Below are 23835 nucleotides of genomic sequence, written 5' to 3' on the forward strand. Positions count from 1 at the left end.
GCGATGCCGAAGCTGACAATCGACGGCAAGGAGATCGAAGTCGCGGACGGCCTGTCCGTCCTGCAGGCCTGCGAACTCGCCGGGGTCGAGATCCCGCGTTTTTGCTACCACGACCGCCTTTCTGTGGCCGGCAACTGCCGCATGTGCCTGGTTGAGATGGAGCGCGCGCCCAAGCCGATCGCCTCCTGCGCCATGCCGGTGGGCGAGGGCATGGTCATCAAGACCGACACCGACAAGGTGAAGAAGGCGCGCAACGGCGTCATGGAGTTCCTGCTGATCAACCATCCGCTCGACTGTCCGATCTGCGATCAGGGCGGCGAGTGCGACCTGCAGGACCAGGCCATGGCCTATGGCTTCGACCGCAGCCGCTACGATGAGAACAAGCGCGCGGTCTCCGAGAAGTACATGGGCCCCCTGATCAAGACGATCATGACCCGCTGCATCCAGTGCACCCGCTGTGTGCGCTTCGCCACCGAGATCGCCGGCGTCGAGGAGATCGGCCTGGTGAACCGCGGCGAGCACGCCGAGATCACCACCCTGGAACAGGCCATCGACTCCGAGCTCTCGGGCAACCTCGTCGACGTCTGCCCGGTGGGTGCGCTGACCTCCAAGCCCTACGCCTTCACGGCCCGGCCCTGGGAGCTGCGCAAGACCGATTCAATCGACGTGCTGGACGCCGTGGGTTCCAACATCCGCGTCGACACCCGCGGGCGCGAAGTGATGCGCGTGCTGCCGCGCCTGCACGAGGAGATCAACGAGGAATGGATCAACGACAAGACCCGCCACGCCTGTGACGGGCTGTCGCGCCAGCGCCTCGACCGGCCCTACCTGCGCAACCAGTCCGGCCGCCTGGAGGCCGTTTCCTGGGACGTTGCCTTCAAGGCCATCGCCAAGCGCCTGAGCGGGCTCTCCGGCGACAAGATCGCCGCCCTCGCCGGGGACCTCTGCGACGCCGAGTCCATGCTGGCATTGAAGGACCTTATGGCCGGGCTGGGTTCGCCCAACCTGGACTGCCGCCAGGACGGGGCCAAGATCGACGCCTCCTGCCGCGCCGGCTACATCTTCAACAGCTCCATCGCCGGCATCGAGTCCGCCGATGCGATCCTCATTGTCGGCTCCAACCCGCGTTGGGAAGCGGCCATGGTCAACGCCCGCCTGCGCAAGCGTGTCCTGCAGGGCGGCGTCAAGCTGGGTCTCATCGGCCAGCAAGTCGACCTGACCTATTCCTACGACTACCTGGGCGCCGGACCGGAGAGCCTGAGCGAGATCGCCGAGGGCAAGGGTGCCTTCGCCAAAGTGCTGGAAAAGGCCGAGCGGCCGATGATCATCCTCGGCATGGGGGCGCTCGCCCGCGCCGACGGCGCCGCGGTGCTGGCCGCCGCGCGCAAGATCGCCGAGCGCAGCGGCATGGTTTCCGACACCTGGAACGGCTTCAACGTCCTGCACACCGCGGCAGCGCGGGTCGGCGGCCTGGACCTCGGCTTCCTGCCGGGCGAGGGCGGGCGCGACACCGACGCCATCCTCGCGGGCTGCGAGGACGGCGCTATCGAGGCGCTTTTCCTGCTGGGCGCCGACGAGCTCGACATGGGCCGCCTGGGCGAAGCGGGCAAGGGGCCCTTCGTCATCTACCAGGGCCACCACGGCGATGCCGGCGCGCACCGCGCCGATGTGATCCTGCCGGGCGCGGCCTACACGGAAAAGAACGCCACCTACGTGAACACCGAGGGACGGGTGCAGCTCGCCCGCCTGGCGGCCTTCCCGCCGGGTGAGGCGCGCGAGGACTGGACCATCCTCAGGGCGCTGTCCGAGGTGATCGGCAAACGGCTGCCCTATGACAGCCTGGGTGAACTCCGCCAGCGGCTGATCGAGACCAATCCGGTCTTTGCCGCCGTGGACCAGGTCGGGGCGGCCGCCTGGGGGAGCTTCGGTACGGAAGGCCAGATGGAGGCCTCGCCCTTCGTCTCGCCGGTAGGGGTGTTCTACATGACCGACCCGATCAGCCGCGCCTCCGAAACCATGGCGCAGTGCGTCGAGGCCTTCGCCCTCGGCGTCAGGAAGGGGGCGACCGGCACTCATGGCTGATATGTTCGATCTCGCCTACGACTGGCTCAACACCGATCCTTTGGGTCAGGCGGCCTACATCCTGATCAAGATCGTAGCGATCCTGATCCCGCTGCTGCTCTCGGTGGCCTACCTGACCTACGCCGAGCGCAAGGTCATCGCCGCCATGCAGCTGCGCAAGGGTCCCAACGTGGTCGGGCCCTTCGGCCTGCTGCAGCCCATCGCCGACGCGGTGAAGCTGCTGTTCAAGGAAACCATCCTGCCTTCCGGCGCCAACCGCATCGTCTTCCTCATGGCGCCGATGCTGACCTTCATCCTGGCGATGATCGGCTGGGCGGTGATCCCCTTCGACGCGGGGCTGGTGCTGGCCGACATCAACGTCGGCATTCTCTACCTCTTCGCCATCTCCTCGCTGGGCGTCTACGGCGTCATCATGGCGGGCTGGGCCTCCAACTCGAAGTATCCCTTCCTGGGGGCCCTGCGCTCGGCCGCGCAGATGGTGTCCTACGAAGTCTCCATGGGCTTCGTCATCATCACCGTGCTGCTGCTGGTGGGCTCGCTGAACCTTTCCGACATCGTCATGGCGCAGCAGGGCGACTACGGCATCTTCAGCTGGTTCTGGCTGCCCATGCTGCCGATGTTCGTCATCTTCTTCATCTCGGTGCTGGCGGAGACCAACCGCTCCCCCTTCGATCTGCCGGAAGGCGAGTCGGAGCTGGTGGCCGGTTTCTTCGTCGAGTACTCCTCGATGACCTTCGCCCTGTTCTTCCTGGGCGAGTACGCGAACATGATCCTGATGAGCGCGATGACTTCGATCCTGTTCCTCGGCGGCTGGCTGCCGCCGGTGGACATCGCGCCCTTCACCTGGATCCCGGGACCGTTCTGGCTGATCGCTAAGATCTGCGTGGTCCTGTTCTTCTTCCTCTGGGTCCGGGCAACCTTCCCGCGCTACCGCTACGACCAGCTGATGCGTCTCGGCTGGAAGGTGTTCCTCCCGTTCTCGCTGTTCTGGGTGGTGCTGACCGCAGGCGTGCTGGTCGCCTTCGACTGGGTGCCGCACACATGACGGCAGGAGACTAGATATGGGCATGATCGACCGTGGCCTGCGCAGCCTGCTGCTCAGCGAGCTCATCTCGGGCATGTCGCTGACGCTGCGCTATTTCTTCAAGCCGAAGGTTACGCTGAACTACCCCTATGAAAAGGGGCCGCTGAGCCCGCGCTTCCGCGGCGAGCACGCCTTGCGGCGCTACCCCAACGGGGAAGAGCGCTGCATCGCCTGCAAGCTCTGCGAGGCCATCTGCCCGGCCCAGGCCATCACCATCGAGGCCGAGCCGCGCGACGACGGCAGCCGGCGCACCACGCGCTACGACATCGACATGACGAAGTGCATCTACTGCGGCTTCTGCCAGGAAGCCTGTCCGGTGGACGCCATCGTCGAGGGGCCGAATTTCGAGTTCGCCACCGAGACCCGCGAAGAGCTGTTCTACAACAAGGAAAAGCTGCTCGCGAACGGCGACCGCTGGGAATTTGAAATCGCCCAGAACCTGGAGCTTGATGCGCCCTATCGCTGAGGCGGAAAGCCTTGAGCGGCAGCGGGGCAACGACCTGATTGGGGGAGCAACCGTGCGAGTGAAAGAAGAGGCCGGCGTGTCAGCCGGCCGAGAGAAGGCGGGGAGGCTGGAGGCATGATCATTCAGGCCCTGGCGTTCTATCTCTTTGCCGCGGTCACCGTCGCCGCCGGCGTCATGGTGGTCAGCGCCCGCAATCCGGTGCATTCCGTGCTGTTCCTGATCCTCGCCTTCTTCAACTCGGCGGGCCTCTTCGTGCTGATGGGCGCGGAGTTCCTGGCCATGATCCTGGTGGTGGTCTACGTCGGCGCGGTGGCCGTGCTGTTCCTCTTCGTGGTCATGATGCTGGACATCAACTTCGTGCGCATGCGCGAGGGCTTCCTGCAATACCTGCCGCTGGGCGGCATGATCGGCCTGATCCTGCTGGTCGAACTGGTCATGGTGGGCGGCGCCTGGATCGTCTCTCCGGCGGCCGAGACGGCGGCGCTGCATCCGGCGGCCCCGGCCGGCGAGCTGCACAACACCCGTGCGCTCGGCGGCGTCATCTACACCGACTACATTTACCTCTTCCAGGCGGCGGGCCTGATCCTGCTGGTGGCGATGATCGGCGCCATCGTGCTGACCCTGCGCCAGCGCGAAGGGGTGCGCCGCCAGTCGATCTCCAGGCAGACCTCGCGCACCCGCGCCGAATCGGTCGAAATCAAGCAGGTTCCCAGCCGGAGCGGGGTATAGCGCTATGTTCGAAATCGGCCTTGGGCACTACCTGACGGTTGCCGCGATCCTCTTCACCCTGGGGATCTTCGGCATCTTCCTGAACCGCAAGAATGTCATCATCATCCTCATGTCCATCGAGCTGATGCTGCTGGCGGTGAACATCAACTTCGTGGCCTTTTCGACCCACCTGCAGGACCTGGTCGGGCAGATCTTCGCGCTCTTCGTTCTCACCGTGGCGGCCGCCGAGGCGGCCATCGGCCTGGCGATCCTGGTGGTCTTCTTCCGCAACCGCGGCTCCATCGAGGTCGAAGACATCAACATGATGAAGGGTTAGGGCAGGGGTCATGGATCAACTTATCGTCCTGCTGCCGCTGCTTGGCGCCATCATCGCGGGCTTCTTCGGGCGCCTGATCGGCGACCGCGGCGCCATGTACGTCAGCAGCGGCCTGCTGCTGATTTCGATGGTGCTGTCCTGCATCGTGTTCTACGACGTGGCCTTCGCCCACAACGCCCGGGTGACCGAGGTCTTCACCTGGATCGATTCAGGCAGCTTCGAGGTGAGTTGGGCGCTGAAGGTCGACACCCTGACCGCGGTCATGCTGATCGTGGTGACCGGCGTATCCTCCATGGTGCACGTCTATTCCATCGGCTACATGAGCCACGACCCCTACAAGCCGCGCTTCTTTGCCTACCTCAGCCTCTTCACCTTCTTCATGCTGATGCTGGTGACCGCGGACAACTTCGTGCAGATGTTCTTCGGTTGGGAGGGCGTCGGCCTGGCCTCCTATCTGCTGATCGGCTTCTGGTATGAAAGGCCGAGCGCCTGTGCCGCCGCCATCAAGGCTTTCCTGGTGAACCGCGTGGGCGACATCGGCTTCGCGCTCGGCATCTGCGGTGCCTTCGTGCTGTTCGGAACTGCCGGCTTCGATCAGGTCTTCGCTTCCGTGCCGGGCATGGCAGATGCCCAGTTCGAGGCCTTCGGCATCTCCGGACATGCGCTGACCATTATCTGCATTCTGCTGTTCATCGGCGCCATGGGTAAGTCGGCGCAGCTGGGCCTGCACACCTGGCTACCGGACGCCATGGAGGGCCCGACCCCCGTCTCCGCCCTGATCCACGCCGCGACCATGGTGACCGCCGGCGTCTTCATGGTGGCGCGTCTCTCGCCGATGTTCGAGTACGCCCCCACGGCCCTGGAACTGGTGACCTACGTCGGCGCGCTGACGGCCTTCTTCGCGGCCTCCGTAGGCCTGACCCAGAATGACATCAAGCGGGTCATCGCCTATTCGACCTGTTCGCAGCTCGGCTACATGTTCTTCGCCCTCGGTGTCTCCGCCTACTCGGCGGGCATCTTCCACCTGATGACCCACGCTTTCTTCAAGGCACTGCTGTTCCTCGGCGCCGGCTCGGTCATCCACGCCATGTCCGACGAGCAAGACATGCGCAAGATGGGCGGCATCTACAAGATGATCCCGGGGACCTATCTCCTCATGTGGATCGGCACCATTGCGCTGCTTGGCGTCGGCATCCCGGGCGTCTTCGGCTTCGCCGGCTTCTATTCCAAGGACATCGTGGTCGAGGCGGCCTACGCCTCGCACTCCACGCACGGCACCTTCGCCTTCGTCATGGGCGTGGTGGCGGCCTTCATGACCGCCTTCTACTCCTGCCGCCTGATGTTCATGACATTCCACGGCACGCCGCGCGCCTCCAAGGAGGTCATGTCACACGTGCACGAGTCGCCGCAGGTCATGCTGGTGCCGCTCTACGTGCTGGCCTTCGGCGCGGTTTTCGCGGGCCTGGCCGCTTACGAGTACTTCGTCGGCCAACACATGGAGGAGTTCTGGGGCGAGGCCCTGAAGGTTCTGCCGGAGAACAACTCGGTCGAGGCGGCCCACCATGTGCCGCTGTGGGTAAAGCTGTCGCCGCTGGTCGCGGGCCTGGGCGGCATCGGCCTGGCCTATGTCTTCTACATCGCCTCGCCGGCTCTGCCGGCCAAGACCGCCAAGGCGCTGCGTCCGCTCTACCTCTTCTCGCTCAACAAGTGGTACTTCGACGAGCTTTACGACCGCGTCTTCGTGCGCCCGGCGCGCGTCCTCGGCTTCGGCCTGTGGAAAGGCGGGGACGGGGCCGTCATCGACCGCCTCGGCCCCGACGGTATCGCGGCGACCACCCAGAACGCCTCGCGCCGCACCTCGCTGCTGCAGAGCGGCTACGTCTATCACTATGCTTTCGCCATGCTGATCGGGGTCTTCGTCCTGGTCACCTGGTATTTCCTGAGCCAATTGGGGTGATCCAGAAATGACCAGCTGGCCAATTCTTTCGACGATCACCTTCCTGCCGCTCGCCGGCGCGCTGTGGATCCTGTTCTTCGTGCGTCACGAGGACGAGGCCTTGGCGGCCAAGAACGCCCGCTCCATGGCGCTCTGGGCCTCGCTGGTGACCTTCGTGGTCTCGCTTTTCGTGTGGTTCAACTTCGACCGTTCCAGCGCCGACTTCCAGTTCGTCGAGCGTGTTGATTGGATCCCGGCCTTCAACATCAGCTACCACATGGGCGTGGACGGCATCTCGATGATGTTTGTGCTGCTCTCGACCCTGCTGACCCCGCTCTGCGTGCTGGCGAGCTGGGACGCGGTGAAGGTGCGGGTCAAGGAGTACATGGTCGCCTTCCTGGTGCTCGAGACGCTGATGGTCGGCATGTTCTGCGCCCTGGACCTGGTGATCTTCTACGTCTTCTTCGAAGGCGTGCTGATCCCGATGTTCCTCATCATCGGCATCTGGGGCGGCGGCCGCCGGGTCTACGCGGCCTTCAAGTTCTTCCTCTATACACTTGCCGGCTCGGTGCTGATGCTGCTGGCGATCCTGGCCATGTACTACGACGCCGGGACCACCGACATTCCGACGCTGCTGGCGCACGGCTTTCCGGCCTCCATGCAGACCTGGCTGTGGCTGGCCTTCTTCGCTTCCTTCGCGGTGAAGGTGCCGATGTGGCCGGTGCACACCTGGCTGCCGGACGCCCACGTCGAGGCGCCGACGGCGGGCTCGGTCATCCTGGCCGGCGTGCTGCTGAAGATGGGCGGCTACGGCTTCTTGCGGTTCTCGCTGCCGATGATGCCGGAAGCCTCGGCTTTCTTCGCGCCGCTCGTGTTCTCGCTCTCGATCGTCGCGGTGATCTACACCTCCCTGGTGGCGCTGGCCCAGGAGGACATGAAGAAGCTGATCGCCTATTCCTCGGTGGCTCACATGGGCTTCGTGACCATCGGCATCTTCGTCGTCAACCAGCAGGGCATAGAGGGGGCCATCTTCCAGATGCTGTCCCACGGCGTGGTCTCGGCGGCGCTCTTCCTCTGCGTCGGAGTGATCTACGACCGTATGCACACGCGCCTGATCGAACGCTATGACGGACTGGTCGGCCGCATGCCCGGCTATGCCCTGGTCTTCATGATCTTCATGCTCGCCTCAGTCGGCCTCCCGGGTACCAGCGGCTTCGTCGGCGAGTTCCTGGTCCTGGTCGGTGCCTTCCAGGCCAACACCTGGGTGGCCCTGCTGGCGGCCAGCGGCATGGTGCTGGGCGCCGCCTACATGCTCTACCTCTACCGGCGGATCATCTTCGGCAAGATGACCAAGGAGGATCTCATGGCGATCCTCGACCTCAACTGGCGGGAGAAGGTGGTCTTCGCGCCGCTCATCGCGCTGGTGTTTTGGATGGGAATCTACCCGGCGTCCTTCATCGACGTCATGTCACCTTCGGTCGAGCGGTTGATCGACGGCTACGAGGCGGCCCTGGCGCGCGCCGAGGGTCCGACGACCCTGGCCGAACTTTGGAACGGCGTTAGGGTCGGGGCGCTGGGAGAGGCAAGATGATGTCCGAGCTGAACCTCACCGCCGCGCTGCCCGAAGTCTTCCTGGCCGCCGCCGGCATGATCCTTCTGATGCTGGGCGTGTTCCGGGGCAACAAGGGCACCCGCCTGGTGCTGTCCCTGACCGTCGCCTGCTTCGCCCTGGCCTTCATCATCGTCTCCGTCTCCATGGGGCGCAGCGAAGTCGCTTTGGGCGGCCTCTTCATCGCCGACGCCTTCGGCGACTTCATGAAGCTGCTGGTTCTGGCCGGGTCGGCGGTCACGCTGATCATGGCCATGCGCTACATAGAGCGCGAAGACATGGCGCGCTTCGAGTATCCCGTGCTGGTGCTCTTCGCGACGCTCGGCATGCTGCTGATGATCTCGGCCAACGACATGTTGGCCCTTTACCTGGGCCTGGAGCTGCAGAGCCTCTCGCTCTACGTGGTCGCCGCCTTCCGGCGCGATCACTTGCGCTCCAGCGAGGCGGGCCTCAAGTACTTCGTCCTGGGGGCGCTGTCTTCGGGCATGCTGCTCTACGGCATGTCGATGATCTACGGTTTCGCCGGCACCACCTCTTTCGCCGGCCTGGCGGCTCAGTTCTCCGCCGGGCAGCCGGCCTCCCTGGGCCTCATCGTCGGCATCGTCTTCCTCTCCGCCGGCCTGGCCTTCAAGATCTCCGCCGTGCCCTTCCACATGTGGACGCCGGACGTTTACGAAGGCGCGCCGACGCCGGTCACCGCCTTCTTCGCCACGGCGCCGAAGGTGGCGGCCATGGCGTTGATCGTGCGGGTGATGGTGGGGCCCTTCGGCGAACTGGTGGAACAGTGGCAGCAGATCATCTGGTTCGTTTCCGTCGCCTCCATGATCCTGGGCGCCCTGGCGGCCATCAGCCAGACCAACATCAAGCGTCTGATGGCCTACAGCTCCATCGGCCACGTCGGCTATGCCCTCATTGGTCTGGCCGCCGGCACCCAGGAGGGCGTGAACGGCATCCTGCTGTACCTGACGATCTACATCGTCATGAACCTCGGTACCTTCGCCTGCATCCTCTGCATGCGCCAGAAAGAGGTCATGGTTGAGCGGATCGAGGACCTGAAGGGGCTCAGCAAGACCAACCCGCCCATGGCTCTGGCCTTGGCGATCTTCATGTTCTCCATGGCGGGCATCCCGCCGCTGGTCGGCTTCTTCGGGAAGTTCTACATCTTTCTGGCGGCCATCGAGGCGGAGCTCTACGTGCTGGCGGTGATCGGCGTGCTGACCTCGGTGATCGGCGCCTTCTACTACGTGCGCATCATCAAGCTGATGTATTTCGACGATCCCATCGAGGCTTTCGACCGTCCCATCGGCCGCGAGATGTCGGCCATCCTCGTCGCGACCAGCCTGACGATCGTACTGCTGTCGGTAGGTATCGCCTATCTGCTGGACGGGACGGCGATGGCGGCGGCGTCGTTGTTCCCAGGATGATCCCGGAGCCGGACCGGAACCGCGCACCCCACCTGCCGCCGGCCTATCGGCTGGTGGCCCTGGAGGAAGTCGACAGCACCAACAGCGTAGCCAAGCGCCTGGCCGCCGAGGGCGCCGAGGACGGCACCTTGGTCTGGGCGCGCAGGCAGACCGGCGGCTACGGCCGCCAGGGCCGTGACTGGGCCAGCGCCTCCGGTAATCTCTTCCTCTCCCTCATCGTGCGTCCCGACTGTCCGCTGTCGGCCGCGGCGCAGTTCAGCTTCATCGCCGCCGTGGCCCTGGGGGACGCGATCGGCAGCGTTGCCCCGCCGTTGATCGAGGTCACCTTCAAGTGGCCCAACGACGTGCTGCTGAACGGCCGTAAGGCGGCGGGCATCCTGCTGGAGTCCAAAGGCGACGCCGGGCAGAACCTGGAATGGCTGGTGATCGGCGTTGGCGCCAATATCAGTTCCTATCCGTCGGAAACCCGCCTGCCGGCCACCAGCCTGCACTTCGAGGGCGCGCCGCCCAGCGTCTCGGCGGTCGACCTGCTGGAGGCCTTCGGCCGGCATATGCTCTCCTGGATCAACATCTGGCTGGACGACGGCTTCGGGCCGGTGCGCCACGCCTGGCTGCGCCATGCCCAGGGCCTGAAGGAGCAGATCGAGGTGCGCCTGCCGAACGAGACCCTGCAGGGTACTTTCACCGACCTGGAGGGCGACGGGACGCTGCTGCTGACCCTGGCGGACGGGAGCACGCGCCGCATCGCCGCCGGCGACGTCTACCTGCCGGGCGAAGGCTGAAGGGCCGGAAAGGGAAGGGGAGCGCCATGCTCGTCACCATCGACGCCGGCAATACCAACGTGGTCTTCGCGCTCTTCGAGGGCGACACCATGAAGGCCAAGTGGCGTGCCTCCAGCGACGCCAAGCGCACGGCCGACGAGTACGCGGTCTGGCTGACCCAGCTCATGTCGCTGCAGAACCTGAAGGCCGCCGACGTGAACGGCGCCATCATCGCCAACGTGGTGCCGGCGGCCAGCTTTACTCTCACCACCCTCTGTTCGGAGTTCTTCAAGGTCACGCCGATGGTCATCGGCGACCCCAAGGTCGACCTGGGTATCGAGGTCCACATGGACCACCGGGAGAACGTCGGCGCCGACCGCCTGGTGAACGCCCTGGCGGCACACCGCGCCTATGGCGGTCCGCTGATCGTCATCGACTTCGGTACCGCCACCACCTTCGATATCGTCGGCCCCGACGGCGCCTACGAGGGCGGTGTCATCGCGCCCTCGGCGCAGCACTCGGTCGAGGCGCTCTACCGGGCCGCGGCCCAGCTGCCCCGGGTCAAGATCGAGCGACCCGACAAAGTCATCGGCAAGGACACCGTTCCGGCCATGAAATCCGGCATCTACTGGGGCTACGTCGGCCTCATCGAGGGGCTGACGACCCGCATCAAGGAGGAATACGGCAGCTCCATGAAAGTCATAGCCACCGGCGGCCTGGCGACCCTCTATTCGGAGGCCACGCCGGCGATCGAAGTGGTCGATTCCGATCTCACCCTTCGCGGACTGCGCCTTGTCCACGAAGCCAACAGCCAGGCGTGGGTCGGGGGCTGACCCTTTGAGCAAGAGCTACAGCGGCAAGGACCTCGGCGCCGAGGATCTCTACTTCGTGCCCCTGGGCGGCACAGGCGAGATCGGCATGAACCTCAATCTCTACGGCCACAAGGGCGCCTGGCTGATGGTCGACCTGGGCATCACCTTCGGCGACCCGCGCCTGCCGGGCATCGACGTGGAAATGCCGGATCCCACCTTCATCGTCGATCGACGCGACGACCTGGCCGGCTTGGTGCTGACCCATGCCCACGAGGACCATATCGGCGCCGTGCCCTATCTCTGGGAAGAGCTGCGCTGCCCCGTCTACGCCACCAAGTTCACCGCCGCGCTTCTGCGCCGCAAGCTGGCGGAGGTCGGCCTGCTGGACGAAGTGCCGCTGACCGAGGTGCCTCTTTCCGGCACCTTCTCGGTCGGTCCCTTCGAGATCGAACTGATCACGCTCACCCACTCGATCCCGGAGCCCAACGCGGTCGTGATCCGTACCGCCGCCGGTACGGTGCTGCACACCGGCGACTGGAAGCTGGATCCCGATCCCCTGGTGGGGGACAACTATGACGAACAGCGCCTGAAGGCCCTGGCCGACGAAAACATCCTGGCCATGGTCGGCGATTCCACCAACGCCATGGTCTGGGGGGAGGCCGGCTCAGAGGCGGAGGTGCGTGAGCACCTGCTGTCGGTGGTGAAGGGCCTGAAGCAGCGCGTCGCCGTGGCCTGCTTCGCCAGCAACGTGGCACGCCTGGAGACGGTGATCCGCGTCGCCGAGGAATGCGGGCGGCGGGTCTGCCTGCTCGGCCGTTCCATGCACCGCATCGTCGACTGCGCGCGTGAGGCCGGCTATCTGACCGGGCACCAGCCCTTCCTCTCGGAGGAGGAGATCGACTACCTGCCGCGTGGGGAGGTGCTGCTGCTGTGCACCGGCAGCCAGGGCGAACCGCGGGCCGCACTGTGGCGCATCGCCCGAGGCGATCATCCCCACGTCGGCCTCTCGGCGGGGGATTCCGTGGTTTTCTCCTCGCGGGTCATCCCCGGCAACGACACCGCCATTTTCGAGCTGCAGAACTCCCTGGCCCGCGCCGGGATCGAGGTCATCACCGACCACGACCACGACATTCACGTTTCCGGTCATCCCGGCCGCGACGAGCTGATCCAAATGTACCAGTGGGTGCGCCCGCAGGTCGCGGTGCCGGTGCACGGCGAAGCCCGCCACCTCATGGCCCATGCGGAGATCGCCAAGGAGTGCCAGATCCCGCAGCAGGTCGTGGGCCACAACGGCGCCGTCATTCGCCTGGCGCCGGGCGAGGCGGGGATCGTCGACGAGGTGTCCAACGGGCGGCTGATCTATGACGGCGGGCGCCTGCTGTCGCAGGACAGCCCGGTCATCAAGGGTCGCCAGAAACTGATGTTCAACGGCGCCGTGGCCGTGACCCTGGTGATGGACGAGCGCGGCCAACTGGACGGCGAGCCGGACATCTCCACCGTCGGCCTCTTCGAGGAGCACGAGGAGGAGGAAGACCTTGGTGCCGTGGCGATCGCAATCCGGGATGCGGTCCAGCGCCTCGGCCGGCGCGAGCGCAAGGACGACGCGGCGGTGGAGGAGGCGGCCCGCCTGGCCGTGCGCCGCACCGTCAACCGGCTGCTCGGCAAGAAGCCCATGACCATGGTCCATGTCATTCGCTTCGAATAGCTGCTGACCGGGGCTGTCAGGAGTTATCTGCCCGCAGGCGTCCAGGGCCTTGCGCCGGGCGGCCCGGGGCCACAAATTACGGAAAACACGGAGGAGGAACGGAATGATCGGCAGGTTGAATCACGTGGCCATTGCGGTGCCGGACCTGGAGGCGGCGGCCGGGGTCTACCGCAGCATGCTGGGGGCGGAAGTCTCCGAGGCTGTACCGCAGCCCAAGCATGGAGTGACGGTGATCTTCGTCAACCTGCCCAACACCAAGATCGAGCTGCTCCAACCGCTGGGCGACAGCTCGCCGATCGCCAGCTTTCTGGAGCGCAACCCGGCCGGCGGCATCCACCATGTCTGCTACGAGGTCGACGACATCATCGCCGCCCGCGACCACCTGAAGGCCGAAGGCGCCCGGGTGCTGGGTGACGGCGAGCCGAAGACCGGCGCCCACGACAAGCCGGTACTGTTCCTGCACCCCAAGGACTTCTGCGGCACCCTGGTCGAGCTCGAGCAGGCCTAGTGCGCCCATGACCTGGTTCACCGGCCTTCTCGTCTACGGGATGATCTGGATGGTGGTGCTGCTCACCGTGCTGCCCTGGGGCGTGCAGCGGAGCGAGGAGCCGGAGCCGGGTCACGAGCCCGGGGCCCCGGAAAAGCCGATGATGTGGCGCAAGGTGCTGGCCACCACCCTCATCTCGGCGGTGATCTGGGCCGGCGTCTACATGGTCATCGACCAGGGCTGGATCACTTTCCGCGAGTACACGCCCCTGGGCACCAGCGCCCCGAAATGAGCCGTTTCTGAATGAGCAGCTACTGCGACTACGCCCCCGGCAACCCCATCCATGCTCACTACCATGACCGGGAATACGGCTTTCCGGTGGACGACGAGGCCGTGCTCTTCGAGCGCATGATCCTGGAGATCAACCAGGCGGGGCTGTCCTGGGAGCTGATGCTGAAGAAGCGGGAGGGCTTCCGCGCCGCCTACGACGGCTTCGACGTCGACAGGGTGGCTGCCTACGGCGAGCGCGAGCGGACCCGGCTGCTGAACGACGCCGGCATCATCCGCAACCGCCTGAAGGTCAATGCCGCCATCGTCAACGCCCAGCGCATCGTCGAACTGCGCCGGGACTATGGCTCCTTCAAAGGCTGGATCGACGCGCACCATCCCCTCGACAAGGCGGCGTGGGTGAAGCTGTTCCGCAAGACCTTCAAGTTCACCGGCGGCGAAATCGTCGGTGAGTTTCTTATGAGCACCGGCTATTTGCCCGGCGCCCATCGTGAAAGTTGCCCCATCTATCAGGAGATTGCCCGGCTTTCTCCACCCTGGATGTCAGAGGGGTGGCAGAAATCCGCGAAAAAGACAAAAAAATAGGCAAGCTGCAGCTTGCCCTCGCCAGTTCCCTGTTCAGCTTTTAGACCTGATTATTCAGGCTCTCTTGGTATTGGACGGCCCCGAAGGACCGTCTGACGGCGTGTCCACCCTAAACCTGGGCCGCGCTGCGCTGTTTCGCGCAGTTCTTACTGGCACGAGTAATATCCCATTCGGGCTCCGCCGTCACCCATTTTCTAACAATGTTATGCAGATACCCCATGTTGCATTGCAACAATTGCGCGGAGGTAGAACTCTGGGAAGAAGACGCGTCTGCGCTCTCTATCTGAGAGAGAATCACCCATCCGGTTTGTTTATTGCTTTGTTAAGTGCGCAACCCCTAGGCTCGGCCCATGAGATCCTCGACCACCCTCGGGCGCTTCCTGCCCGGCGTTATCCTGTGTCTTCTGACCGCCCTCGGGTCGGCGCAGCCGGCCGCTGCCGAGGACGGCTACCTCACCATCACCAAGGCCGACTGCGCTCGTCTCGCCCTCCACTATCCGGCGCCGGACGTGGCCTATCAGCCCGGCCGCGACGTGCGCGGGAAGAAGGTGGTGCCGGCGGACCTGGACGGCGGCAACGGCCTGGTGCTGCCCGAGGAGGTGGTGATTCCCATCGAGGTGGACCTCTTCGACCGCTACGGCATTCCGGCCAACGGGATCAACTACAAGGGCGATATCTTTATCGGAGAGGTGGTGGTGGACGTCGCCACGGGGCGGGCCATCTTCAACGGCCAGCCGCTGCAGAGCGAGGCCGAGGCGGAGCTTGCCGCCCGCTGCCAGCGCATCGTGCGGGACCGCGCCGAGGGGCAGTAGGCCCGCCGCCCCGCAAGCGGTTGTCCCCTGGCCAAGGCCCGTGGACAAGGCCCCGGGGCTCCCCTATACAAACTGCACGCATTCCCCCGAGCCATCCAGGGCCTCGCAGGCCTTGCGAAGCGGCTGTTTCCCGGTCATTTTCGGGGCCGGCAGGCGTCTCGCCAGCCGCTCAGTAGCAAGGACAAGAGTTTCGTATGCGCCTCTCGCAGTATTTCATGCCGACCCTGAAGGAAACCCCGAAGGAGGCGGAGATCGTCTCCCATCGGCTCATGCTGCGCGCCGGGATGGTCCGCCAGGCCAGCGCCGGGATCTACTCCTGGCTGCCGCTCGGCTACCGGGTGCTGCGCAAGATCGAGCAGATCGTGCGCGAGGAGCAGGATGCGGCCGGCTGGCAGGAGTTGCTGATGCCGACCATCCAGTCAGCCGACCTGTGGAAGCAGTCGGGGCGCTACGAAGACTACGGCAAGGAGATGCTGCGCATCACCGACCGCCACGAGCGCGAGATGCTCTACGGCCCGACCAACGAGGAACTTATCACCGAGATCTTCCGCAACGGCGCCAAGAGCTACCGTGACCTGCCCCAGGGCCTCTATCACATCCAGTGGAAGTTCCGCGACGAGGTGCGTCCGCGCTTCGGCGTCATGCGCGGCCGCGAGTTCCTGATGAAGGATGCCTATTCCTTCGACATCGACTACGAGGCCGGACGGCGCGCCTACCAGAAGCAGTTCGTCGCTTACCTGCGCACCTTTGCGCGCATGGGTCTCAAGGCCATCCCCATGGAAGCCGACACCGGCCCCATCGGCGGGGACCTCAGCCACGAGTTCATCGTGCTGGCCGAGACCGGCGAGTCCGAAGTGTTCTGCGACCGCGAGTTTCTCGATCACGACGTCCTGGGCGCGGACGTGGACTACGACGACAGCGCCAGCGTGGAGAAGGTGGTCGACTACTACACTAACCTCTACGCGCGCACCGACGAGAAGCACGACCAGGCGCTCTTCGAGAAAGAGGTGCCGAGCGAACGCCGCTACACCGGCCGCGGCATCGAGGTCGGGCACATCTTCTTTTTCGGCACCAAGTATTCCGAGCCCCTGGGCGCCTATGTGACCACACCGGACGATGACAGTGTGCCGGTGCAGATGGGCTCCTACGGCGTCGGCGTGTCGCGCCTGGTCGGCGGCATCATCGAGGCCAGCCACGACGACAACGGCATCATCTGGCCGGAGGCCGTGGCGCCCTTCAAGGTCGGCCTCATCAACCTGCGCGTCGCAGACGCGGACTGCACCGCCGCCTGCGACAAGCTCTATGGGCAGCTCTCGGAAGCGGGGATCGAGGTGGCCTACGACGACCGCGACGAGTCCGCCGGCGCCAAGTTCGCCAACATGGACCTGATCGGCCTGCCCTGGCAGCTGGTGGTCGGTCCGCGCGGGCTCAAGAACGGCGTCGTCGAGCTGAAGCAGCGCGGCGGCAACGGCGAGCGCGAGGAGCTGTCGCCCGAGGCCGCCGTCGCCAAGCTGGTCGGCTAGGGCAGGGAGCGGATGATCTTCAACGCTTTCGAGCGCTTGGTGGCCTCGCGCTACCTGCGTGCCCGCCGCGAGGAGGGTTTCGTCTCGGTCATCGCCGTCTTCTCCTTCCTCGGCATCATGCTGGGCGTGGCGGTACTCATCATCGTCATGGCGGTGATGAACGGCTTCCGCCAGGAACTGCTGTCCCGCATCCTGGGCGTCAACGGCCACCTGACGGTCTTCTCCAGCGGCCCGGCAATCCAGGACTTCGACGACGTTGCCAAGCGCCTCATGGGAGTTGACGGCGTGGTCTCGGTGACCCCGCAGGTGCAGGGCCAGGTCATGGTGACGGTCCAGGGTTCGGCCACCGGGGCCCTGGTGCGCGGCATGCGGCCGCAAGACGTGGCGGCGCGACCGATCCTGGCCGACAACATCGTTGCCGGCAGCATGGACGATTATGGCAAGGACGACGGCATCCTCATCGGCCAACGCCTGGCGCAGACGCTGGGCGTCTGGGTCGGCGACAAGATCACGCTGGTCTCGCCTTCCGGAAACACGACTGTCATCGGCACGGTACCGCGCCTCAAGAGCTACCGCATCGCCGCGCTCTTCGACGTCGGCATGTACGAGTATGACAACGGCTTCATCTACATGCCCCTGGAGGCGGCGCAGCTCTTCTACCGCCTGCCCAAGGCAGTCAATGCGATCGAGGTCTTCGTCGACGATCCCGACCACACCAGGGCGACCCTGAACGCCATGCAGGCCTCTCTGGGCGCCGACTACCGCACGGTGGACTGGCAGCGCTCCAACGCCGCCTTCTTCGGCGCCATCCAGACCGAGCGCAACGTGATGTTCCTCATCCTGTCGCTGATCATCGTGGTGGCCGCCTTCAACGTACTCTCGGGCCAGACCATGCTGGTGAAGGACAAGGGCCGGGACATCGCCATCCTGCGCACCATGGGCGCGACCCGCGGTATGGTCATGCGCATCTTCTTCCTCAGCGGCGCCAGCATTGGCGTGGTGGGCACGGCCTTTGGCTTCGTCCTGGGCTTTCTCTTTGCCGACAACATCCAGACCATCCGGGAGTTCTTGCAGAACCTGACGGGCATCGGACTTTTCCCGGCGGAGATCTATTTCCTTTCCCGGCTTCCGGCGGTGGTCGATGTCGGCGAGGTGGTCCTGATCGTCGGCCTGGCTCTGGCGCTGTCCTTCCTGGCGCCGCTCTATCCGGCCTGGCGGGCGGCGCGGCTCGATCCGGTCGAGGCTCTCCGCTATGAGTGATCTCAGCAAGGTCGGCAGCCGGAACGGCCAGGGCCTGGAGCTTGCCGGAGTCCGCCGGACCTTCAAGCAGGGCCGCGAGAAGCTGGAGGTGCTGCAAGGCGCCTCCTTCAAGGTCGGCGGCGGCGAGATCGTCGCCCTGGTCGGCCCCTCGGGCGCCGGCAAGTCGACGCTACTGCAGATCGCCGGGCTGCTGGAGCGGCCCGACGAGGGCGAGGTGCTGATCGACGGGGAGCCCTGCCTGAACCTCTCCGATGCCCAGCGCACCGAACTGCGCCGCCGCGCCATCGGCTTCGTCTACCAGTACCACCACCTGCTGCCGGAGTTCTCGGCCCTGGAGAACGTGGTGCTGCCGCAGATGATTGCCGGAGTTTCCAGGGGCAAGGCCAGCGAGAAGGCGGCGGCGCTGCTGACCTCGGTCGGCCTGGCCGAGCGTCTCACCCACCGCCCGGCGCGGCTTTCCGGCGGCGAGCAGCAGCGCGCGGCCATCGTCCGGGGCCTCGCCAACGATCCCTCGATCCTGCTGGCCGACGAGCCGACGGGCAACCTGGACCCGGACACCGCCGACGGGGTCTTCGCCCAGCTCATGGGCCTGGTGCGCGACGGGGGACTGGCGGCGGTCATCGCCACCCACAACATGGAACTGGCCCAGCGCATGGACCGGGTCCTGCGCCTGGAGCACGGGCACATCGTCGAGGGGTAAGGCGTTTCACGTCCGCCCTCAGGCAGAAATAATCGGAAAGAGAGAAGTTATAATCGCCGTCCAACCAGAGGGCGCGGCGGCCAATTCATTGTTTTCATACAAGCATTTGAATGCTGTATTAGTCGAATAGCTCAGATGGTGTAATCCGATTCGACAGGGTTCCGCTTTCAGCGACCGCATAAGTAGAGGTGGATCTAGATGCATTCCAGGACCGCTACGGAAGAAGTTTTTCGATCTTTTGAGGAAGACGTCAGCTCTCCACCGATGGACCTCAAGCGTCTGACGCTGGAGGAAGCGCTGGAGGCGGCTCCCGATTTCCGCGGCATGCTGGAAGTATGGAGCAGCAAGCGCCGTGACGAGCAGATTCCGGGCTGGAGTGATTTCGACTTCCCGGATTTCGTTGGCTGGCATTCCGATCTCGTCTTGAGCATCTTCAAGACGGAGGAGCCCGATCCCTATTTCGTCCTCTCCGGCGAAACCTTCACGCGGGCTATCGACTTCAATGTGAAGGGCGTGCATTTCAGCCAGGGCTGGCCGCGGCTCTTCGACTTGCAGTTCCGGGAGCATTTCGGCGCGATCAGGGACACCGGCCTGATTGGCCTGACCGAAGGGAAGGTTGCGACCTCGAACCGGAACTTTCTCTCCATCCGGGTTCTCGAGCTGCCTGTCCGAGACGGTGGAGACGAAGTTCAGCGCATGATCCATGTGGTCAGGGTCTTGAGCGACTGAACCCCGGGCCCGCGATACCGGGCCGCCGCGCGCTTCAACGCATGATCCTTCCGCCATCGATGATGATCGTCTGCCCGGTGATAAAGGCGGAGTTCTCGGATACGAGGAACTTCACCGCGGCGGTGATCTCGTCAAACTCCCCCATGCGCTGCAGCGGTGTGGCGTCCACGACCTCGGCGACCTGCGCTTCGGTGAAGTATCTCTCGACGGCCTCGCTGCGAAAGAAGCCGAGTGCCAGGCCGTTGACCCGGACATGGGGAGCGAGCTCCAGGGCGGCGCACTTGGTGACCATATTCACGCCGGCCTTCGACGCAGAGTAGTTGACGGCGTTCTTGCGGGCGTAGAACGCAGTGACCGCGGAGATGTTGACGATGTGGCCACAGCGCGCCGCGGTCATGATCCTGCCGGCGGCCTGGGTACAGAGAAAAACGCCCTTGAGGTTGACGTCGATGACGCTATCCCAATCGTCCTCGCTCAGCTCGAGGAGCGGCCGGTCGATATTGATGCCGGCGTTGTTGACCAGAATGTCGACGCCGCCGAACACCTCCAGCGTCTCCGCGAAGAGCCGTTCCACGTCTGCGGACTTCGAGACGTCGGCGCGGCAGAGGTGGGCCTTGCCACCCTTGGCGCGGATCTCCTCGGCCACGCGGGCGGCGCCTTCCTCCGACGTCGCGTAGTTGACGACCACGTTGGCGCCGCCGCCGCCCAGGTCCGTTGCGATATCGCGGCCGACACCGCGCCCGGCCCCCGTTATGACGACCGTCTTGCCTGCGAATTCACTCATCCGTCACCGACCTCGATCTGAATGGGCCTCGATCTGAATGGGTCCCGGAGAATTTCTCCCGCTGCGACAATCGTAGTGCAGCCTGTTTTCGCTGTCGCCTATGGCGGTGGCTGTCGGCCTTCGGTCCTGCGTTCAACTTACCCACAGTTGTTGCTATCCTGTTCTTCCTGACTCGACTCCTTCTCTGAGGGCAGACTTGCTCCATGCCGCGCGCTGATTTCGTCCATCTGCGGGTCCATTCCGCCTATTCGCTCTCGGAAGGGGCGATCCCGGTCAAAGGCCTGGTGAAGCTGTGCCAGGACCAGCAGATGCCGGCGGTGGCGGTGACCGACAGCGGCAACCTTTTCGGCGCCCTGGAGTTCGCCCAGACCGCCCAGAAGGCCGGCATCCAGCCCATCATCGGCTGCCAGCTGCACATCACCCGGGAGACCGCCGCCCAAGAGTTTGGGGAGCCGCGCAGCGGCACCGCGCCCGCGCCCGACCAGATCGTCCTGCTGGTGCAGAACCAGAAGGGCTACGAGAACCTCATGCGGCTGGCCTCCCGGGCCTTCCTGGAGAGCGAGCCCAGCGAGGCCGCCCAGGTGAGCCTGGCGGTGCTGGAGGAGCACGCCGAGGGCCTGCTGGCGCTGACCGGCGGGGCCGGGGGCGCCGTCGGGCGCCTGCTGGGCGCCGAGCAGAAGGACGCCGCCGGGGCCATGCTGAAGCGCCTCCTGGGCATCTTTCCCGGGCGGCTCTACGTGGAACTGCAGCGCCACGGCCTGCCGGTCGAGGAGGCCATAGAGCCGGGCCTGCTGGAGCTGGCCTATGCGCACGACGTGCCCCTGGTGGCCACCAACGAGTGCTTCTTCCCCACGGCCGACGACTACGAGGCGCACGACGCGCTGCTGTGCATCGCCGAGGGCGCCTACATCTCCCAGAGCGACCGCCGCCGACTGACCCCGGACCACGCCTTCAAGAGCGCTGGCGAGATGCGCGCGCTCTTTGCCGACCTGCCGGAGGCGGTGGACAACACCTTGGTGGTGGCCGAACGCTGCGCCTACTTCCCCGAGTTCGTCAGCCCCATCCTGCCGCCCTTCACGACCGAAGGGGGGCGCAGCGAGGAAGAGGAGTTGCTGGCCCAATCGGAAGGCGGCCTGGAAGCGCGCCTGGAAAAGCAGGTGTTCACCGAGGATATGGACGCGGCGGCGCGGGAGGCCGCGGCCAGGCCCTACCGCGAGCGCCTGGCGTTCGAGCTGGGCGTCATCCAGGAGATGGGATTCGCCGGCTACTTCCTCATCGTTGCCGACTTCATCAAGTGGGCCAAGGCGCACGGCATCCCGGTGGGGCCGGGGCGCGGCTCCGGCGCCGGCTCGGTGGCCGCCTGGGCGCTGACCATCACCGACCTGGACCCGCTGCGCTTCGCCCTGCTGTTCGAGCGCTTCCTCAATCCCGAGCGCGTGTCGATGCCGGACTTCGACATTGACTTCTGCCAGGATCGCCGCGACGAGGTGATCCGCTACGTCCAGAACAAGTACGGCTACGACCACGTCGCGCAGATCATCACCTTCGGTAAGCTGCAGGCCCGCGCGGCGCTGCGCGACGTCGGGCGCGTGCTTCAGATGCCTTATCCGCAGGTCGACCGCATCTGCAAGCTGGTGCCCAACAATCCGGCCAACCCGGTCACCTTGCAGCAGGCCCTGGACGGCGAGCCGGTGCTGCAGGAGATGCGCCGCGACGACGAGACGGTCGACAAGCTGCTCACCATCGCCCTGCGCATCGAGGGGCTGTACCGTCACGCCTCTACCCACGCCGCCGGCGTGGTCATCGGTGACCGTCCGCTGGACCAGCTGGTGCCGTTGTACCGCGACCCGCGCTCCGACATGCCGGTGACGCAGTTCAACATGAAGTTCGTCGAGCAGGCCGGTCTGGTGAAGTTCGACTTCCTGGGCCTGAAGACCCTGACGGTGCTGCAGCGGGCCTGCGAGTTGCTGGCCCGGCGCGGGGTCGAGATCGACCTCACGCTGATCCCGCTGGACGATCCGAAAACGTTCAAGATGATGAGCCGGGGCGAGACGACCGGCGTGTTCCAGTTTGAATCTTCGGGCATGCGCAGTCTGCTGCGAGAGGCGCACGTCGACACCTTCGAGGACATCATCGCCCTGGTCGCCCTCTACCGCCCGGGGCCGATGGAGAACATCCCCAAGTACGTCGCCTGCAAGCACGGTGATGAAAAACCGGAGGTCCTGCACGAGACCATCGAGCCGGTCGTCAAGGACACCTACGGGGTCATCATCTACCAGGAACAGGTGATGCAGATCGCGCAGGTCTTCGCCGGCTACACCCTGGGCCAGGCCGACCTGCTGCGCCGCGCCATGGGCAAGAAGATCAAAGCGGAGATGGACGCCCAGCGCGACATCTTCGTGAAGGGCGCCATGGAGAAGGGCGTCACCAAGGAACGCGCCAACTACGTCTTCGACCTGGTCGACAAGTTCGCCGGCTACGGCTTCAACAAGGCGCATTCCGCCGGCTACGCCCTGGTCGCCTATCAGACCGCCTACCTGAAGGCCAACTACCCGGTCGAGTTCTTCGCCGCGTCCATGACCTACGACATGGGCAACACCGACAAGCTGAACGTCTTCCGCCAGGAGCTGCAGCGCCTCGACATTCCGCTCCTGCCGCCGGACATCAACCGCTCGGAGCCGGACTTCGACGTGGAGCTGCAGGACGACGGCCCCCCGGCGATCCGCTATGCCCTGGCGGCGCTGAAGAACGTCGGCGCCAACGCCATGGCCGCGGTCTCGGCGGAACGGCGCGAGAAGGGACCCTTCAAGAGCCTGGCCGACTTCGCCGACCGCCTGGACGCCAAGCTGATCAACAAGCGCCAGATCGAGAACCTGGCCTGCGCCGGGGCCTTCGACAGTCTCAATCCCAACCGCGCCCAGGTCTTTCATGCGGCCGAGACCATCGTGCGCCACGCCAGCGCCGCCGCCAGCGAGCGCGACAGCGACCAGGTGAGCCTCTTCGGCGCGGCGGGCGACACGGAGCCGGCGCCCCTGCCGCTGCGCCCGCGAGAAGACTGGCCGGAGATGGAGCGCCTGAGCCACGAGTTCGGGGCCATCGGCTTCTATCTCTCGGCCCATCCGCTCGACACCTATGGCGCCACCCTGGAGAAGATGCAGGCCACGACCTACGTGCAGCTCAAGGAAAGCGGCGCCTCGGGTCTCTACACCCTGGCCGGGATCTTCAACAGCAAGCGGGAGATCAACAGCCGCAAGGGCAATCGCATGGCCTTCGTGCAGTTCTCCGACGCGACCGGGGTCTACGAGGTGACGCTGTTCTCCGAGACCCTGGGCCAGTACCGGGAACTGCTGGAAAGCGGCCAGACCCTGCTGCTGCGGGTCTCCTCGGAGCCGCGCGACGGCGACGAGCCGCGCCTGACGGCCCAGTCCCTGGAGCCCCTCGACAACGCCGCCGCGCGGGCCTCCAAGGGCCTCGACATCCATCTCAACTCGCCGGCCCCCCTGGAGAGCCTCAAGGCGCTGCTGGACCGCGAGGGCCGGGGCCGGGGCAAGGTCCGCCTCATCGTCACCCTGGAAGACCAGGAGGTTGAATTCGACCTGGGCCAGACCTACCGCCTGTCCCCGGAAATCCGCCAGGCCATCAAGGCCGTCCCCGGCGTGGTCATGCAGGATCGCTAGCCCTGGGGCTCCTTAAGGGCCCCATTAACTAGTGCTTCGTTAACCAGACCTTCGTCCCGCAGCCCT

General features: G+C 65.4%; 21 protein-coding genes. 20 read left to right on the forward strand and 1 reads right to left on the reverse strand.

Features of this window, described 5'->3' with window-relative positions:
- Nucleotides 1–3: 3 nt before the first annotated feature.
- The 19 genes from nuoG to H7X47_RS20245 all read left to right on the forward strand — a co-directional run bounded on the left by nuoG (nucleotide 4) and on the right by H7X47_RS20245 (nucleotide 19308).
- The gene (gene nuoG / locus H7X47_RS20155; RefSeq protein ID WP_193370546.1) at nucleotides 4–2082 is read left to right on the forward strand and encodes an NADH-quinone oxidoreductase subunit NuoG; all 2079 of its coding nucleotides are present in this window, start codon (nucleotides 4–6) and stop codon (nucleotides 2080–2082) included.
- Between the two features lies 1 nt (nucleotide 2083).
- Entirely contained in the window at nucleotides 2084–3127 is a 1044-nt protein-coding gene (nuoH, locus tag H7X47_RS20160; RefSeq protein ID WP_193370718.1) for an NADH-quinone oxidoreductase subunit NuoH, read from the forward strand.
- A gap of 16 nt (nucleotides 3128–3143) precedes the next feature.
- The gene (nuoI, locus tag H7X47_RS20165) at nucleotides 3144–3632 is read left to right on the forward strand and encodes an NADH-quinone oxidoreductase subunit NuoI (protein ID WP_193370547.1); all 489 of its coding nucleotides are present in this window, start codon (nucleotides 3144–3146) and stop codon (nucleotides 3630–3632) included.
- Nucleotides 3633–3746: 114 nt separating this feature from the next.
- The gene (locus tag H7X47_RS20170; protein WP_193370548.1) at nucleotides 3747–4361 is read left to right on the forward strand and encodes an NADH-quinone oxidoreductase subunit J; all 615 of its coding nucleotides are present in this window, start codon (nucleotides 3747–3749) and stop codon (nucleotides 4359–4361) included.
- Nucleotides 4362–4365: 4 nt separating this feature from the next.
- Nucleotides 4366–4677 (forward strand): NADH-quinone oxidoreductase subunit NuoK, encoded by a 312-nt coding sequence (gene nuoK / locus H7X47_RS20175; protein ID WP_193370549.1) that lies wholly within the window; start codon nucleotides 4366–4368, stop codon nucleotides 4675–4677.
- A gap of 10 nt (nucleotides 4678–4687) precedes the next feature.
- Nucleotides 4688–6634: an NADH-quinone oxidoreductase subunit L gene (gene nuoL / locus H7X47_RS20180; RefSeq protein ID WP_193370550.1), complete on the forward strand. Its 1947-nt coding sequence runs from the start codon at nucleotides 4688–4690 to the stop codon at nucleotides 6632–6634.
- Between the two features lie 7 nt (nucleotides 6635–6641).
- Complete coding sequence (locus tag H7X47_RS20185; protein ID WP_193370551.1) at nucleotides 6642–8204, forward strand: NADH-quinone oxidoreductase subunit M; 1563 nt, start codon at nucleotides 6642–6644, stop codon at nucleotides 8202–8204.
- Entirely contained in the window at nucleotides 8201–9646 is a 1446-nt protein-coding gene (gene nuoN / locus H7X47_RS20190; protein ID WP_227010650.1) for an NADH-quinone oxidoreductase subunit NuoN, read from the forward strand. Before H7X47_RS20185 ends, nuoN begins: the two co-directional genes overlap by 4 nt.
- On the forward strand, nucleotides 9643–10428 hold the full coding sequence (locus H7X47_RS20195) for a biotin--[acetyl-CoA-carboxylase] ligase (protein ID WP_193370552.1): 786 nt from the start codon (nucleotides 9643–9645) through the stop codon (nucleotides 10426–10428). Before nuoN ends, H7X47_RS20195 begins: the two co-directional genes overlap by 4 nt.
- A gap of 26 nt (nucleotides 10429–10454) precedes the next feature.
- The gene (locus H7X47_RS20200; protein WP_193370553.1) at nucleotides 10455–11240 is read left to right on the forward strand and encodes a type III pantothenate kinase; all 786 of its coding nucleotides are present in this window, start codon (nucleotides 10455–10457) and stop codon (nucleotides 11238–11240) included.
- A gap of 4 nt (nucleotides 11241–11244) precedes the next feature.
- Nucleotides 11245–12924 carry a ribonuclease J gene (locus H7X47_RS20205; protein WP_227010651.1) on the forward strand — a complete coding sequence of 560 codons (1680 nt, stop codon included), beginning with the start codon at nucleotides 11245–11247 and terminating at the stop codon, nucleotides 12922–12924.
- 103 nt (nucleotides 12925–13027) lie between these two features.
- Nucleotides 13028–13432 carry a methylmalonyl-CoA epimerase gene (gene mce, locus H7X47_RS20210; RefSeq protein WP_193370554.1) on the forward strand — a complete coding sequence of 135 codons (405 nt, stop codon included), beginning with the start codon at nucleotides 13028–13030 and terminating at the stop codon, nucleotides 13430–13432.
- 7 nt (nucleotides 13433–13439) lie between these two features.
- Complete coding sequence (locus H7X47_RS20215) at nucleotides 13440–13703, forward strand: DUF1467 family protein (RefSeq protein WP_193370555.1); 264 nt, start codon at nucleotides 13440–13442, stop codon at nucleotides 13701–13703.
- Between the two features lie 11 nt (nucleotides 13704–13714).
- Nucleotides 13715–14284, forward strand: a complete 570-nt coding sequence (locus H7X47_RS20220; RefSeq protein ID WP_193370556.1) for a DNA-3-methyladenine glycosylase I — start codon at nucleotides 13715–13717, stop codon at nucleotides 14282–14284.
- Between the two features lie 350 nt (nucleotides 14285–14634).
- Nucleotides 14635–15096, forward strand: coding sequence for a hypothetical protein (locus H7X47_RS20225; RefSeq protein WP_193370557.1), 462 nt, complete (start codon nucleotides 14635–14637; stop codon nucleotides 15094–15096).
- A gap of 194 nt (nucleotides 15097–15290) precedes the next feature.
- A complete protein-coding gene (gene proS / locus H7X47_RS20230; protein ID WP_193370558.1) occupies nucleotides 15291–16619 on the forward strand; it encodes a proline--tRNA ligase in 1329 nt (442 codons plus the stop codon).
- 12 nt (nucleotides 16620–16631) lie between these two features.
- Nucleotides 16632–17879: a lipoprotein-releasing ABC transporter permease subunit gene (locus H7X47_RS20235; RefSeq protein ID WP_193370559.1), complete on the forward strand. Its 1248-nt coding sequence runs from the start codon at nucleotides 16632–16634 to the stop codon at nucleotides 17877–17879.
- Nucleotides 17872–18579: an ABC transporter ATP-binding protein gene (locus H7X47_RS20240; protein ID WP_193370560.1), complete on the forward strand. Its 708-nt coding sequence runs from the start codon at nucleotides 17872–17874 to the stop codon at nucleotides 18577–18579. Before H7X47_RS20235 ends, H7X47_RS20240 begins: the two co-directional genes overlap by 8 nt.
- A 264-nt stretch (nucleotides 18580–18843) precedes the next feature.
- Nucleotides 18844–19308, forward strand: a complete 465-nt coding sequence (locus H7X47_RS20245) for a PAS domain-containing protein (protein ID WP_193370561.1) — start codon at nucleotides 18844–18846, stop codon at nucleotides 19306–19308.
- Nucleotides 19309–19342: 34 nt separating this feature from the next.
- On the opposite strand, the gene H7X47_RS20250 is transcribed toward H7X47_RS20245, so the two are convergent.
- Nucleotides 19343–20092, reverse strand: a complete 750-nt coding sequence (locus tag H7X47_RS20250; protein ID WP_193370562.1) for an SDR family NAD(P)-dependent oxidoreductase — start codon at nucleotides 20090–20092, stop codon at nucleotides 19343–19345.
- A 203-nt stretch (nucleotides 20093–20295) separates the two neighbouring features.
- Between H7X47_RS20250 and dnaE the strand changes: the two genes are divergently transcribed.
- Complete coding sequence (gene dnaE / locus H7X47_RS20255) at nucleotides 20296–23769, forward strand: DNA polymerase III subunit alpha (protein ID WP_193370563.1); 3474 nt, start codon at nucleotides 20296–20298, stop codon at nucleotides 23767–23769.
- Nucleotides 23770–23835 lie beyond the last annotated feature (66 nt).

The sequence above is a fragment of the Pelagibius marinus genome, from assembly GCF_014925385.1.
In the GTDB taxonomy this organism is placed as follows: domain Bacteria; phylum Pseudomonadota; class Alphaproteobacteria; order Kiloniellales; family Kiloniellaceae; genus Pelagibius; species Pelagibius marinus.